The following is a 13,725-nucleotide window of genomic DNA, read 5'->3' on the forward strand; positions in this document are numbered from 1 at the left end:
CCTCGTTCCAATGTAAACGTTTACATAGCAACGAGGTTCCATGAGCATCCAGGACGTGGCCCGCCAGGCGGGCGTGTCGGTCGCCACCGTGTCGCGGGTCTTCAACCTGCCCGACAAGGTGACGCCGGCCACGCGCGAGCATGTGGAGCAGGTGGCCCTGGCACTGGGCTACCTGCCCAATGCCAGCGCGCGCACCTTGCGCACCCAGCGCAGCCGCGTCATCGGCGTGGTGCTGCCCACCCTGCTCAACCCCGTGTTCGCCGAGTGCCTGCAGGGCCTGGCGCAGGCAGCCGTTGCGGCCGGCTACGCCATCCTGCCGTTTGCCACCGACTACCAGATCGCTCAGGAAAACCGCGCCGTGCACCTGCTCCTGGCCGGCAGTGTGGACGGCATGGTCCTGGTGGTCTCCAACCCGGCCACGTCGAGCGCACTGCAGCGCCTGGCCGAGGCAGGCCTGCCCTACGTGCTGGCCTATAACCGGCACCCGGACCACCCCTGCGTGTCGGTGGACGGCGAGCAGGCCGTGGCCGAGCGGGTGGCGCACCTGGTCTCGCTCGGGCACCGGCGCATCACCATGGTCAGCGGCCAGCTCGCCGCGTCCGACCGGGCGCAGCAGCGCAGCCGCGGCTTTCACAGCGGCATGGCAGCCGTCGGCCTTCCCGTTGGGCGGGAGCTCGAAGTGCCCTTCATCGAAACCGCGGTGCAAGACGTCACCGCCCTGCTGCAAGGCCTTGATCGCCCCACCGCACTGGTCTGCTCCAACGACCTGCTGGCCATCCGCAGCATCCGCGCCGCGCACCTGGCCGGGCTGGCCGTGCCGCGCGACCTGAGCGTGGTGGGCTTCGACGGCATCGCCCTGGGCGAGGACCTCACCCCCATGTTGAGCACCGTCGCACAGCCCAATGCCGATATCGGCCGCTGCAGCGTGCAGTTGCTGGTGCAGGCCATGGCCAGCGGCACGCCATTGGCACCGGATGCAGGGCTGACCCTGCCCCACCACTTTCGCACCGGTGAGTCGTGCGCGCCCGCATGACTTCCCGTTCTCACCCCGTCCCCCGCCACCTCGTCCCACAGGAGTCTTCGATGAAATACACGCTCACCCACTTCATGCGCGCCGCCACGCTGGCCTTCGGCCTGGCCGCCGCTGGCACCGCCATGGCGCAGACGGCCATCTGCTACAACTGCCCGCCCGAATGGGCCGACTGGGGCAGCCAGATCAAGGCCATCAAGGCCAGGACCGGCGTCACCGTGCCGCCGGACAACAAGAACTCCGGCCAGTCGCTCGCGCAGATGACGGCCGAGAAGGCCCGCCCCGTGGCCGACGTGACGTATCTCGGCGTGACCTTCGCCATCCAGGCGCAAAAGGACGGCCTGGTCGCGCCCTACCAGCCCGCCGCGTGGAAGGACATCCCCGACGGCCTCAAGGACCCGGCCGGCCACTGGTTCACCATCCACTCGGGCACGCTCGGCTTCATGGTCAACGTGGACGCGCTCAAGGGCAAGCCCGTGCCGCAGTCCTGGGCCGACCTGCTCAAGCCCGAGTACAAGGGCCTCATCGGCTACCTGGACCCGGCCTCCGCCTTCGTGGGCTACGTGGGCGCGGTGGCCGCCAACCAGGCGCGCGGCGGCACGCTGGAAAACTTCGGCCCCGGCATCGACTACTTCAAGGCGCTGCAGAAGAACGAGCCCATCGTGCCCAAGCAGACCTCGTATGCGCGCGTGCTCTCGGGTGAGATCGCGATCCTGCTCGACTACGACTTCAACGCCTACCGCGCCAAGTACAAGGACCAGGCCAACGTGCAGTTCGTGATCCCCGCCGAAGGCACGCTGGTGGTGCCCTACGTGATGAGCCTGGTGGCCGGTGCGCCCCACGCCGCAGACGGCAAGAAGGTGCTGGACTTCGTGCTCTCCGACGAAGGCCAGGCCCTGTGGGCCAATGCCTACCTGCGCCCGGTGCGCGCCAGTGCCATGCCCAAGGACGTGCAGGCGCGCTTCCTGCCCGCCAGCGACTACGCCCGCGCCAAGACGGTGGACTACGGCCGCATGGCCGCGGTGCAAAAAGCGTTCTCCGACCGCTATCTGGCCGAAGTCAAGTAATCAGGTACCTGAAATGCGCCACGGCTTCGCACCCTCCCGCACGCTGCTGCTGGCCTGCGCCGCGCCGGCCGTGGCCTTCTTCGCGGCCTTCTGGCTGCTGCCCGTGGCCCTGCTGCTGGCGCTGCCGGCGACCAAGGGCTGGTCCACCTACTTTGCGGTGCTGACCCACGCCCGCTACCTGCAGAGCCTGCTGCAGACGCTGGGCCTCTCGCTCGCCGTCACGCTGGCCACGCTGGTGCTGGGCGCGCTGGTGGGCATCACGCTGGCGCGCCAGCGCTTTCGCGGGCGGCAGCTGTTGCTGTCACTGCTCACGCTGCCGCTGTCGTTCCCGGGTGTCATCGTGGGCTTCTTCATGATCCTGCTGGGCGGCCGCCAGGGGCTGGTGGCCGACCTCTCGGACCATCTGGGCCTGGGCCGCGCCACCTTTGCCTACGGCCTCACCGGCCTGTTCCTGGCCTACCTGTACTTCTCGCTGCCGCGCGCGATTGCCACCTACACCGCGGCGGCGGGCGCCATGGACGCGGCGCTGGAAGAAGCCGCCCGCTCGCTCGGTGCCTCGCGCTGGCGCGTGGCGCGCGACGTCTGGCTGCCCGAGCTGGCCGCCACCACGCTGGCCTGCGGCGCCATCGTCTTCGCCACCGCCATGGGCGCCTTCGGCACGGCCTTCACGCTGGCCAGCAAGTTCGAGGTGCTGCCCATCACCATCTACAACGAGTTCACCAACTACGCCAACTTCGCGCTGGCGGCCAGCCTGTCGATCACGCTGGGGCTGATCACCTGGCTGGTGCTCTGGGCGGCGCGCCGCGCATCCGGCACCGCGGCCTTCTGAAGCATCCACCATGAGAAACGCACGACAAGCCCCCTGGTCCCTGGTGGCGCTCACCGCGCTGGTGGCCCTGTTCATGCTGGCGCCCATTGTGCTGTCGGTCATGGCCGGGCTGGTGAACAACTACAGCGTGGGCCTCAAAAGCGGCCTCACGCTGCGCTGGCTCGGCGAGGTGTGGGAGAACTACGGCGGCACCGTGGGCGCATCGCTGCTGATGGCGCTGCTGTGCGTGGCAGGCAACCTCGTCATCGGTGTGCCCTGCGCCTATGCGCTGGCGCGCAGCCGATCGCGCTGGGCGCGCCTCTTCGAGGAGCTGCTCACCCTGCCCGTGGCGGTGCCCGGGCTGGCCAGCGCGCTGGCGCTGATCCTGGCCTACGGCACGCTCTCGGGCTTTCGCCAGAGCTTCGCCTTCATCCTCGTCGGGCACATGGTGTTCACGCTGCCCTTCATGGTGCGCACCGTGGGTTCGGCCTTCCAGAAGGACGAGTTGCGCTCGCTGGAGGAAGCCGCGCGTTCGCTGGGGGCCAGCTTCGCGCAGCGCTTCCTGGGCGTGCTGGTGCCGGCCGTGCTGCCGGCCATCGTGGCGGGCAGCCTGATGGTGTTCACGCTGTCGGTGGGCGAGTTCAACCTCACCTGGATGCTGCACACCCCGCTCACGCGCACCCTGCCCGTGGGCCTGGCCGACAGCTATGCCTCCATGCGCATCGAGATCGGCTCCGCCTACACGCTGGTCTTTTTGATCGTCATCCTGCCCGTGCTGTGGGGCCTGCAGGCCGTCGGCACCTTCATCGAGAAACACCATGGAACTTGAACGCACGCGCGTGGACGTGGTCCAGTGCGCCAAAACATACGCCGACGGCACACGCGGCCTGCAGCCCACCGACCTCACGGTGGAACCCGGCGAAGTGCTGGCGCTGCTGGGCCCCTCGGGCTGCGGCAAGACCACGCTGCTGCGCCTGATCGCGGGGCTGGAGTCGCCCGACGCGGGCAGCCGCATCGCCTTTGGCGGGCAGGACGTCACGCAGTTGCCCATCGAGCAACGCGGCATCGGCATGGTGTTCCAGCACTACGCGCTGTTTCCGCAGATGACGGTGGCCGCCAACATCGGCTACGGCCTGCGCATCCGCGGTGTCGATGTGGCCGAGCAGCGCCGCGTGGTCGGCGAGCTGGTGGACCTGGTGCGCCTGAACGGGCTGGAGGGCAAGCGCCCCGCCGAGCTGTCGGGCGGCCAGCGCCAGCGCGTGGCCCTGGCGCGCGCCGTGGCCGTGCGGCCGCGCGTGCTGCTGCTGGACGAGCCGCTCACCGCGCTGGACGCCAAGCTCAAGGAATCCCTGCGCGACGAGCTGGCCGAGCTGCTGCGCCGCCTGCACATCACGGCCATCCACGTCACGCACGACCAGCAGGAGGCCCTGGCCATCGCCGACCGCCTGGCGGTGATGCAGGCCGGCCGCATCGTGCAGGTGGGCGATGGCGAGACGCTGTACCGCACACCGGCGCACCCGTTCGTGGCCGCCTTCCTGGGCCGGGTCAACCGGCTGCAACGCGACGAGGCGGCCCGCCAGCGCAACGTGTTACGGCTGGGCGGCATCGAACTGCCCTGCCCTGCGGCCTGCGCGGCCGATGCCGTTCTGCTGGTGCGGCCCGAGGACATCGAGGTGCAGGTGGACCCTGCGCACGGTGATGGCTGGGGCCGCGCCGAGGTCACGCGCCGCAACTTCCTGGGCGAGCGCGTGCAGCTCACCCTGGCGCTGCCCGGCCAGCCCCCGCTGCAGGCCGACGTGGCCCGCGACCACCCGGCGCGCCAGGGCCAGCCCGTGGCCATCCGCATCCGCCCCGAGCACCTCATGCCCAGCCACGAGGCGTCCTGACTCTTGCCACACATGCCCATGACCACCCTGCTGCTGCAACTGTCCGACCCGCACATCCGCGAACCCGGGCGCCTGGCCTACGGCCGCATCAACACCGCCCCTTACCTGGCCCAAGCGGTGCAGACCATGCTGCGCCTGCCGCAGCGGGCCGACGCGCTGGTCATCACCGGCGACCTGACGGACTTTGGCCGTGCCGCCGAGTACGAGCACCTGCGCGCACTGCTGGCGCCGCTCGGGCCCCTGCCCACCTACCTGCTGCCGGGCAACCACGACGAGCGCTCCCAGCTGCGCCAGAGCTTTCCGGAGCACACCTACCTGGGCACGGAGGGCTTCGTGCAGTACTGCGTGCCGGTGGGCGGCATGACCCTGATCGCGCTCGATACCGTGGTGCCCGGCGCCAGCGAAGGCAGCCTGTGCCGTGAACGCCTGGCCTGGCTGGCCGATGCGCTCGATGCGCACCGCCACCGCCCCGTGGTGATCGCGATGCACCACCCGCCGTTCCAGACGCTGATCGGCCACATGGACGCCATCGGGCTGCTGAACGGCGCGGCGCAGCTGGAGGCCCTGGTGGCGCGCCACCCGAACGTGGAGCGCGTCATCTGCGGCCACCTGCACCGCAGCATCCAGGTGCGCTTTGGCGGCTCCATCGCAATGACCGCGCCCTCGCCCGCCCACCAGGTCTGCCTGGACCTGGCGCCCGACGCGGCGTCGGCGTGGATGCTGGAGCCGCCAGGCTTCGCGGTGCATGCGCTGCCCGAGGGCGGCCGGCTGGTGAGCCACACCGCAGCCAGCGGCGTGCACGAGGGGCCTTACCCCTTCCACGAGGCCGGCCAGCTGATCGACTGAGGCGCCGCCGCAGGAGTGCAACGCCCGTTCTGCGGCCTCCCCAGGCGCAACATACCTTGCCCTGTCATGGGCATGGTTCCTGCGTGATGGATTCACGGGTATGCTAGGGCGTCCGTAATGTGACAGTTTTGTGACTAAAACGGGCGCTTTCATGGTTTGCGTTCTGCCGTTGTTCCCGCGGCACAGCCTTTCTGGCTCGCAAAGCTTTTCCGCGCCCGCTCCGGGCCACTCCACAAGCCTGCCCCAGGGTGCCATCGCTGCCCTGCCCGCCCTGCCCCCAGGCAGCGGCAGCGCATATGGCACGCGGCGCAGTGCAGGCACAAAAAGAAGAAAAGTTAGCGTTTACTCATGAAGCATCTCTTGAATTTGTTGGCAGCGGTGTCGCTGCTGATCTGGGGCACCCACCTGGTGCGCACCGGCATCCTGCGCGTGTTCGGCGCCAACCTGCGCCAGTTGCTCGCCCACAGCGTCAGCAGCCGCTTCACCGCCGTGCTCTCGGGCATCGGGGTGACGGCGGTGGTGCAGTCCAGCACGGCCACGGCGCTCATCGTGTCCTCGTTCGTCGGCCAGGGCCTGGTGGGCCTGCCCGCCGCGCTGGCGGTGATGCTGGGTGCCGACGTGGGCACGAGCGTAATGGCGGTGGTGTTCTCGATGGACCTGTCGTGGCTGTCGCCGCTGTTCATCTTCGTGGGCGTGGTGCTGTTCATCTCGCGCAAGGACACCGCCACCGGCCGCGTGGGGCGCGTGCTGATCGGCCTGGGGCTGATGCTGCTGGCGCTGCGCCTCATCACCGAATCGACCACCGTGCTCACCCAGTCGCCCACCGTGCGCACCCTGCTCGGCGCGCTGACCAGCGACCTGCTGCTGGAGATCTTCACCGGCGCGGTGCTGGCCATCGTGGCGTATTCCAGCCTGGCCACTGTGCTGCTCACCGCGGCGCTGGCGGGTTCGGGCGGCATACCGCCCGACGTGGCGCTGGGCCTGGTGCTGGGCGCCAACCTGGGCAGCGGCGTGCTGGCGGTGCTGACGACCATGAAGGCCAACGTCCAGACGCGCCAGGTGCCGCTCGGCAACCTGTTCTTCAAGATCATCGGCGTGGTCATCATGACGCCGCTCACCGGCCTGTGGCTGCAGCACGTGCGGCCCTACGTGCCCGAGATCGCCGCGCTGGTGGTGCTGTTCCACCTGGCGTTCAACGTCGTGGTGGGCATCGTCTGCATCGGCCTCACGGGCACCGTGGCGCGGGTGGTGCAGCGCCTGCTGCCGCAGGAAAAGACGCAGGCCGCGGCCGGCGCACGCCCGCAGCACCTGGACCCTTCGGCCCTGGCCACGCCGTCGCTGGCCATCTCGTGCGCCGCGCGCGAGGCGCTGCACCAGGCCGACGTGGTCGAGTCGATGCTGCTGGGCCTGCACAAGGTGATCCGCACCGACGACATCAAGCTGGCCGAAGACCTGCGCAAGCTCGACGACGAGGTGGACGGGCTGTATTCGGCCATCAAGTACTACATGACCAAGATCTCGCGCGAGGCGCTGGACGAGCGCGAGGGCCGGCGCTGGGCGGACATCATCAGCTTCACGATCAACATGGAGCAGATCGGCGACATCATCGAGCGCGTGCTCATCGACATCGAAGACAAGAAGATCAAGAAGGGCCGCCAGTTCTCCGAAGCCGGCATGGAAGAGATCACCGAGCTGCACGCGCGCCTGATCGACAACCTGCGGCTGGCGATGAGCGTGTTCCTCAACGGCAGCGTGCGCGACGCGCAAAAGCTGCTGGAAGAAAAAGCCCGTTTCCGCGACCTGGAGCACGCCTACTCGGCCACCCACCTGGCGCGCCTGTCGGACAACACGGTGCAGAGCATCGAGACCAGCTCGCTGCACATCGACCTGATCAGCGAGCTCAAGCGCATCAACTCGCTGCTGTGCTCGGTGGCCTACCCCATCCTGGAATCGGCCGGGGCACTCGCGCCCAACCGCCTGCGGGCCATGAACGAGCAGGCTTGAGCCTTTTCAGCGGCCTGGCGCTTTTCCATCAAGCGCTGGCAGCTATGTTTTTAATAGCACCTTCCCGGGAGGCGGTGCGCCGCGCATAGCGCTGGGCCAGCACCGCGCACACCATCAGCTGCATCTGGTGGAACACCATGAGCGGCAGCACGATGGCCCCCACCGCGTGCGATGCGAATAGCACCTTGGCCATGGGCACGCCACTGGCCAGGCTCTTCTTGGAGCCGCAGAACACCAGCGTGATCTCGTCTTCGGTCGAGAACCCCATGCGCCGCGCGGCCCAGGTGGTCAGGCTCAATGCCAGAGCCAGCAGCACCGCGCACACCACCACCAGGCCCAGCAGCGCGGGCCACGGCAGTTGCCGCCACAGCCCCTGCACCACCGCCGCGCTGAAGGCCGTGTAGACCACCAGCAGGATGGAGCCCTGGTCCACATACTTGAGCACCGCCGCCCGGCGCTGCACGAACCCGCCGATCCAGGGCCGCAGCAGGTGCCCCGCCACAAAGGGCACGAGCAGCTGCAGCATGATGCGGCCGATGTTGGCCAGCGTGCCGTGCTGCGCCGCGGCGCCATGGGCCTGCGCCTCGGGCAGCAGCAGTCCCACCAGCATCGGCGTGATCACGATGCCCAGCAGCGTGGAAGCCGACGCGCTGCAGATCGCTGCCGGCATGTTGCCCCGCGCCACGGCAGTGAACGCAATGGCCGACTGCACCGTGGCCGGCAGCACGCACAGGTAGAGCACCCCGGTGTACAGCTGCGGCGTGACGAGCGGCAGCAGCACCGGCCGCAGCGCCCAGCCCAGCAGCGGGAACAGCACGAACGTGGTGCCCACCACCACCAGGTGCAGCCGCCAGTGCGACAGCCCCGCCACGATGGCATCGCGCGAGAGCTTGGCGCCATGCAGGAAGAACAGCAGCGCCACGGCCGCCACGGTGGTGGCCTCCAGCGCATGCGCGGCAGCGCCCGATGCGGGCAGCACGCTGGCCAGGGCCACAGTGCAAAGCAGGGCCAGGGTGAAGTTGTCGGGGAGGAATCGGGAACGGGCCATGGAAACACCATCGAAAAAAACACGCGGGTCCCGCCGAAAGCAGGCCCATGCGGGGCGCAACGACGGACGATGGCGCTATTGGACAAGCTGCGCATTCCAAAGAGAAATGGATTTCTCTGATGGATTTATGATTCGGCCGCATGAATGTGACCCTGCGCCAACTGCACGTCTTCCAGTCCGTGGCCGCGACGCGCAACTTCAGCCGCACCGGCGACGCCGTGGGCCTGACGCAACCCGCCGTGAGCCGCTGCATCACCGAGTTGGAGGCGCAGATGGGCCTGCAATTGCTCAACCGCACCACCCGCGAGGTCACGCTGACCGACGCCGGCCAGCGCCTGGCGGCCCGCCTGCCGCGCGTGCTGGAAGAGCTGGAAAGCACCCTGCAGGACGTGCAGGAGATGGCCACCGAGCGGCGCGGCCGGGTGCGGGTGGCCAGCAGCCCGACGCTGTCGGCCAACCTGCTGCCCGACTGCATCGCGCAGGCCCAGACCCGTCTGCCCGGGCTGGAGCTGGTGCTGCTGGACCGCATGCAGAGCGCGGTGCTGGCCAGCGTGCTGTCGGGCGAGGTGGACTTCGGCGTCGTGATCGACCCCGGCGAGCAGGATGCGCTGCACTGCGAGACCATCCTGACCGAGCCGTTTTGCCTGGCCTGCCCGCCCGGCCACCGACTGGCGCGCAAGCGCACCGTGCGCTGGACCGACCTGCAGGGCGAGCCGCTGGTACTGCTGGACCACGACTCCGGCAGCCGCCGCCTGATCGACCGCGCCCTGGCCGAGCACGGCGTGGCCTACACCGTCGCGCAGGAGGTGGGCCACCCCACCACCATCTTTCGCATGCTCGACACCGGCCTGGGCATCTCCGTCATCCCGACCCTGGCCCTGCCGCCTGAAGGCCTGGCCCGCCTGGCCGTGCGCCCGCTGGTGCCGCGCGTGGACCGCGAGGTCATGCTGGTGCACCGCCGCAACCGCGCCCTGTCGCCCATCGCGCAGGCCGCGTGGGACCTGGTGAAGGCCGTGGCGGCGCAGGGGCCTGCGGCGTCGTAGGCCTGGCGACGTGGCGGCCCGTCAGGGCAAAAACACTGCGGCCTCTGAGATGTAGCGCTGCAGCCCCTGCGCCAGCGCGTCGAACGCATGCTGGCAGCGCGGGCTGCCGCGCAGGTCTTCGTGCATCACCACCCAGGTATCGAGCCCCACCGAGAACTGCGCACCCAGCACACGCACAAGCTCGGGCGCGCGCCGTGCCAGCCCCACCTGGCATACCCCGATGCCACATCCGGCCCGAACCAGCGCCAACTGCGCCAGGTCGCTGTCGCTGCGCAGGGCAAACGCTTCGCGGCGCCAAGCGGGCACCACCTTGCGGGCGTTGCGCAGAAACGGCGTTTCTTCATCAAAACCGATGAGCCTGTGCAGCTGCAGGTCCGCCAGCGACTTTGGCATGCCGTGCGCCTGCAGGTAGCGCGCATGCGCGTAGAGTCCCACCTGCACCACGCCGACGCGCCGGGCGATCAGCGCCTCTTGCCGGGGCTCGGTCATGCGGATGGCGATATCGGCCTCGCGGTGCAGCAGGTCCTGCACCTTGTTGCTCAGCGCGAGCTCTATGCGCAGCGCCGGATGGTCGGCCTGCAGTTGCGCCAGGATGGGGGGCAGCACCTCCACGCCGATCACCTCGCTGGCGGTCACTCGCACGGTGCCTCTCACGCCGTCGCCGCCGCCATGGCCGCTGGCGGCCCGCACCAGGGCGGCTGCGGAATGGCCCATGGCCTCGGCATGCGGGTGCAGCGCAAGGGCCGCCTCGGTGGGCAGCAGGCCCTGTTGCGACCGGGTGAAGAGCGTGAGCCCCAGGGCCTGCTCCAGGGCTGCGATATGGCGGCCCACGGTGGGCTGGGTCACGCCCAGAGCCCGGGCCGCGCCGGAGAGCGAGCCTTCGCGCAGCACGCCGAGGTACGAGCGGTACAGCTCCCAGCCCACGGGGCCATCCGATTTGCGCGATTCATCCGATGCTTGAGTCATACATAAATGTATAGCCTCACCTTCATTTTCAGCAATTTCCTTTTACCCTAGCCCCGCGCACACTGACTTCCATCGCAACAAGTTTTGGAGTGCACACATGGCACACGGCAACAAGGTTCTGGTCCTGGGCGCCACGGGCGGGATTGGCGGCGAGGTGGCGCGTCAGCTGCGCGATGCGGGCTGGCACGTGGTGGCGCTGCACCGCAGTGCGCCGCTGGCGGGCGAGCAGCGTGACGGCATGGCCTGGCTGCGCGGCGACGCCATGCGCCGCGAGGACGTGCTGGCCGCCGCCGCGGGCTGCGACGTGATCGTGCACGCCGTCAATCCGCCGGGCTACCGCCGCTGGGGCGAGCTGGTGCTGCCGATGATCGACAACACCATCGCCGCCGCCACCGCCGTGGGCGCCACGGTGGTGCTGCCCGGCACGGTCTACAACTACGGGCCCGATGCGTTTCCGGTACTGCGTGAAGACGACCCGCAGCGCCCGTTGACCCGCAAGGGCGCCGTGCGTGTGGAGCTGGAGCGGCGGCTGCAGCAGGCCACCGCGGCGCACCCGCTGACGCCTGCGACCTGCCGCGTGATCATCGTGCGGGCGGGCGACTACTTCGGCCCGCAGGTGGGCAACAGCTGGTTTGCGCAGGGCCTCGTCAAGCCGGGCCAGCCGGTGGCGGCGGTGTCGCTGCCCGGCAGCGCGGGTGTGGGCCACCAGTGGTCCTACCTGCCCGACGTGGCGCGCACCATGGTGCAGTTGATCGCGCGCCGCGCCGACCTGCCGGCGTTCGCCCCGTTCCACATGGCCGGGCACTGGGACGCGGACGGCCAGCAGATGGCGGGCGCCATCGGCCGGGCAGTGGCGGCACGCGGCGGCGCGGCGCCCAAGGTGCGTGCGTTTCGGTGGTGGCTGATCACGCTGGCGTCGCCCTTCGTGGCCACCTTGCGCGAACTGCGCGAGATGCGCTACCTGTGGCGCGAGCCGCTGCGCATGGCCAACGACCGGCTGCGGGCGGTGCTGGGCACCGAGCCCCACACGCCGCTCGATGCGGCCGTGCAGGCCACGCTGGAAGGCCTGGGCTGCCTGCCCCCTGCCGCAGAGCCCGCAGGGCAGCCCACCAAGCAGCCCACATTGGGCATCACAGCCCCAGAAACCCCGCAATCACCAGCCCGGCTTCCAGCGTGAACTGGCCTTGCGCCACCTGATCGCGCACGGTGCCCGGCGGCAGCAGGTCGAACCGCTCCACCTCGCCGTCCTGGTTGCAAGGCTCCATGCCCGCAGGCACTTCGGCGCGGAACCAGTCGATGCGTTCGAGCATGTAGCCCGCGCCGCCGCCCTCGCGGCTGGGGCGGCTGAAGTCGACATGGCCGCCGTGCTGCAGCGCGTTCAGCGCACCGACCTGCAAGCCCGCCTCTTCCCAGGTCTCGCGCGCGAGGGCCTGCGGCAGCGTGTCGGCGGCGGACACCATGCCGCCCATCAGCGTGTCCCACAGGCCCGGGTTGTTGGGCTTGGTCATGGAGCGCTTTTGCACCCACATGCGGCCATCCGGCGCCAGGCCCACCAGGTGGACCGCGCGGGTGGTGATGCCCAGCACGCGCACGGCGCCGCGCTCCACCGTGCCCACGACCTCGCCCGCCGGGTTGCACACGGCCAGTTGCTCGTCGCGCCAGGGGCCGCACAGCGCGGCGTCGCGCAGGGCAGCGGCCAGGGTGTTGAGCGCATCGGTGATGGCATCGGCCGGCCCATCGATGCACCATGCCATGGCACCCGAATGCTCCTTATTTGATAGCTGGTAGCGCTTTTCCAGCAAGCGGCAGAGGCTGATTTGATTCAAAAAACCCTCCGCCACCGACCCCACCACCTGCCCCGCCACCACCAGAGCCTGGCGCGGCTGCGCAGGCGGGCGCCGGGCGGACTGCCGCGCACCCGCCACCCAGGCCTCGAACGACGGGTTCTGCACAGCGGCGTTCACAGCGTGAGAATGGTGCAGCCGGTGGTCTTGCGGGCTTCGAGGTCGCGGTGCGCCTGCTGCACGTCGGCCAGCGGGTAGCGCTGGTCGATGTGGATCTTGACCTGGCCGCTGGCCACCACCGCGAACAGGTCGTCCGCCATGGCCTGTGTGCTCTCGCGCGTGGCGATGTGGGTGAACAGCGTCTGGCGCGTGACGTAGAGCGAGCCCTTGGCGCCGAGCGAGCCGGGCGCGAACGCCGGTGCAGGGCCCGAGGCATTGCCGAAGCTGGCCATGAGGCCGAAGGGCCGCAGGCAGTCGAGGGACTTGTCCCACGTGTCCTTGCCCACCGAGTCGTAGACCACCTTCACGCCCTTGCCGCCGGTGATCTCCTTCACGCGGGCTGCGAAGTCTTCCTGTTGATAGTTGATGGCGTGCGCCGCGCCGTTGGCCAAGGCCAGCTGGCATTTCGCGTCGGAGCCCGCCGTGCCGATGAGCTGCAGGCCCAGGGCCTTGGCCCACTGGCTGGCGATCAGGCCCACACCCCCCGCCGCCGCATGGAACAGCACGTGGTCTCCGGCCTGCAGGCCTTCCACCGGCAGCGTTTTCTTCAGCAGGTACTGCGCCGTCAGGCCCTTGAGCATCATGGCCGCACCGGTCTCGAAGCTGATGGCGTCGGGCAGCTTGCACACCGTCTTGGCGGGCATCACGCGCACTTCGCAGTAGCTGCCGGGCGGCTGGCTGGCATAGGCTGCGCGGTCGCCCGCCTTCAGGTGCGTGACGCCCTCGCCCACCGCCTCGACCACGCCGGCGCCCTCCATGCCGATGCCTGCGGGCATCTGCAGCGGGTACAGGCCCGTGCGGTGGTACACGTCGATGAAGTTCAGGCCGATGGCGTGGTGGCGGATGCGGATCTCGCCGGGGCCGGGTTCGCCCACGGTGACATCGGCCAGGTGAAGTTCTTCGGGACCGCCGTGCTGGCGGATCTGGACGGCAAGGCTCATGGACTGGGTCTCCTGGAATGGGGTATGCACAACAACGGCGGCCATCCTGCCACGAAACCCGCCGCCTTGCCGCCCGCGGGCAA

At 69.6% G+C, this 13,725-nt stretch carries 13 protein-coding genes; 9 read left to right on the plus strand and 4 right to left on the minus strand.

Annotation, left to right across the window (positions count from 1 at the left end):
* Positions 1-40 precede the first annotated feature (40 nt).
* The 7 genes from ACIGHN_RS01520 (at position 41) to ACIGHN_RS01550 (ending at position 7,641) form a co-directional block, all read left to right on the plus strand.
* A complete protein-coding gene (locus tag ACIGHN_RS01520; protein WP_396502975.1) occupies positions 41-1,033 on the plus strand; it encodes a LacI family DNA-binding transcriptional regulator in 993 nt (330 codons plus the stop codon).
* A gap of 50 nt (positions 1,034-1,083) precedes the next feature.
* Positions 1,084-2,097 carry an ABC transporter substrate-binding protein gene (locus ACIGHN_RS01525; protein ID WP_396502976.1) on the plus strand — a complete coding sequence of 338 codons (1,014 nt, stop codon included), beginning with the start codon at positions 1,084-1,086 and terminating at the stop codon, positions 2,095-2,097.
* Between the two features lie 13 nt (positions 2,098-2,110).
* The gene (locus ACIGHN_RS01530) at positions 2,111-2,926 is read left to right on the plus strand and encodes an ABC transporter permease (RefSeq protein WP_396502977.1); all 816 of its coding nucleotides are present in this window, start codon (positions 2,111-2,113) and stop codon (positions 2,924-2,926) included.
* Positions 2,927-2,936: 10 nt separating this feature from the next.
* A complete protein-coding gene (locus tag ACIGHN_RS01535; RefSeq protein WP_396502978.1) occupies positions 2,937-3,734 on the plus strand; it encodes an ABC transporter permease in 798 nt (265 codons plus the stop codon).
* The gene (locus ACIGHN_RS01540) at positions 3,724-4,791 is read left to right on the plus strand and encodes an ABC transporter ATP-binding protein (protein WP_396502979.1); all 1,068 of its coding nucleotides are present in this window, start codon (positions 3,724-3,726) and stop codon (positions 4,789-4,791) included. The genes ACIGHN_RS01535 and ACIGHN_RS01540 overlap by 11 nt, the downstream gene beginning before the upstream one ends.
* An 18-nt stretch (positions 4,792-4,809) precedes the next feature.
* Positions 4,810-5,637, plus strand: coding sequence for a phosphodiesterase (locus ACIGHN_RS01545; RefSeq protein WP_396503080.1), 828 nt, complete (start codon positions 4,810-4,812; stop codon positions 5,635-5,637).
* Between the two features lie 348 nt (positions 5,638-5,985).
* Positions 5,986-7,641 (plus strand): Na/Pi cotransporter family protein, encoded by a 1,656-nt coding sequence (locus tag ACIGHN_RS01550; RefSeq protein ID WP_396502980.1) that lies wholly within the window; start codon positions 5,986-5,988, stop codon positions 7,639-7,641.
* Positions 7,642-7,669: 28 nt separating this feature from the next.
* Here ACIGHN_RS01550 and ACIGHN_RS01555 read toward each other — a convergent pair whose 3' ends face one another.
* Positions 7,670-8,689, minus strand: a complete 1,020-nt coding sequence (locus tag ACIGHN_RS01555; RefSeq protein ID WP_396502981.1) for a bile acid:sodium symporter family protein — start codon at positions 8,687-8,689, stop codon at positions 7,670-7,672.
* 140 nt (positions 8,690-8,829) lie between these two features.
* On the opposite strand from ACIGHN_RS01555, the gene ACIGHN_RS01560 reads away from it, so the two are divergent.
* Positions 8,830-9,732, plus strand: a complete 903-nt coding sequence (locus tag ACIGHN_RS01560; RefSeq protein ID WP_396502982.1) for a LysR substrate-binding domain-containing protein — start codon at positions 8,830-8,832, stop codon at positions 9,730-9,732.
* 21 nt (positions 9,733-9,753) lie between these two features.
* Here the strand turns inward: ACIGHN_RS01560 and ACIGHN_RS01565 are convergent, their stop codons facing one another.
* Positions 9,754-10,698: a LysR family transcriptional regulator gene (locus ACIGHN_RS01565; RefSeq protein WP_396502983.1), complete on the minus strand. Its 945-nt coding sequence runs from the start codon at positions 10,696-10,698 to the stop codon at positions 9,754-9,756.
* A gap of 97 nt (positions 10,699-10,795) precedes the next feature.
* On the opposite strand from ACIGHN_RS01565, the gene ACIGHN_RS01570 reads away from it, so the two are divergent.
* A complete protein-coding gene (locus ACIGHN_RS01570; RefSeq protein WP_396502984.1) occupies positions 10,796-11,875 on the plus strand; it encodes an NAD(P)H-binding protein in 1,080 nt (359 codons plus the stop codon).
* Here ACIGHN_RS01570 and ACIGHN_RS01575 read toward each other — a convergent pair.
* On the minus strand, positions 11,829-12,662 hold the full coding sequence (locus ACIGHN_RS01575; RefSeq protein WP_396502985.1) for an NUDIX domain-containing protein: 834 nt from the start codon (positions 12,660-12,662) through the stop codon (positions 11,829-11,831). The genes ACIGHN_RS01570 and ACIGHN_RS01575 overlap by 47 nt on opposite strands.
* A complete protein-coding gene (locus ACIGHN_RS01580) occupies positions 12,659-13,642 on the minus strand; it encodes a quinone oxidoreductase family protein (RefSeq protein ID WP_396502986.1) in 984 nt (327 codons plus the stop codon). The genes ACIGHN_RS01575 and ACIGHN_RS01580 overlap by 4 nt, the downstream gene beginning before the upstream one ends.
* Positions 13,643-13,725 lie beyond the last annotated feature (83 nt).

The organism is Acidovorax sp. NPDC077693, assembly GCF_044542805.1.
Taxonomy (GTDB): Bacteria; Pseudomonadota; Gammaproteobacteria; order Burkholderiales; family Burkholderiaceae_C; genus Acidovorax.

What these genes read in the sequence shown, in the direction of transcription:
- ACIGHN_RS01520 (WP_396502975.1), top strand. Translation starts at nt 41, where the DNA reads ATGAGCATCCAGGACGTGGCCCGCCAGGCGGGCGTGTCGGTCGCCACC.
- ACIGHN_RS01525 (WP_396502976.1), top strand. Translation starts at nt 1,084, where the DNA reads ATGAAATACACGCTCACCCACTTCATGCGCGCCGCCACGCTGGCCTTC.
- ACIGHN_RS01530 (WP_396502977.1), top strand. Translation starts at nt 2,111, where the DNA reads ATGCGCCACGGCTTCGCACCCTCCCGCACGCTGCTGCTGGCCTGCGCC.
- ACIGHN_RS01535 (WP_396502978.1), top strand. Translation starts at nt 2,937, where the DNA reads ATGAGAAACGCACGACAAGCCCCCTGGTCCCTGGTGGCGCTCACCGCG.
- ACIGHN_RS01540 (WP_396502979.1), top strand. Translation starts at nt 3,724, where the DNA reads ATGGAACTTGAACGCACGCGCGTGGACGTGGTCCAGTGCGCCAAAACA.
- ACIGHN_RS01545 (WP_396503080.1), top strand. Translation starts at nt 4,810, where the DNA reads ATGACCACCCTGCTGCTGCAACTGTCCGACCCGCACATCCGCGAACCC.
- ACIGHN_RS01550 (WP_396502980.1), top strand. Translation starts at nt 5,986, where the DNA reads ATGAAGCATCTCTTGAATTTGTTGGCAGCGGTGTCGCTGCTGATCTGG.
- ACIGHN_RS01555 (WP_396502981.1), bottom strand. Translation starts at nt 8,689, where the DNA reads ATGGCCCGTTCCCGATTCCTCCCCGACAACTTCACCCTGGCCCTGCTT.
- ACIGHN_RS01560 (WP_396502982.1), top strand. Translation starts at nt 8,830, where the DNA reads ATGAATGTGACCCTGCGCCAACTGCACGTCTTCCAGTCCGTGGCCGCG.
- ACIGHN_RS01565 (WP_396502983.1), bottom strand. Translation starts at nt 10,698, where the DNA reads ATGACTCAAGCATCGGATGAATCGCGCAAATCGGATGGCCCCGTGGGC.
- ACIGHN_RS01570 (WP_396502984.1), top strand. Translation starts at nt 10,796, where the DNA reads ATGGCACACGGCAACAAGGTTCTGGTCCTGGGCGCCACGGGCGGGATT.
- ACIGHN_RS01580 (WP_396502986.1), bottom strand. Translation starts at nt 13,642, where the DNA reads ATGAGCCTTGCCGTCCAGATCCGCCAGCACGGCGGTCCCGAAGAACTT.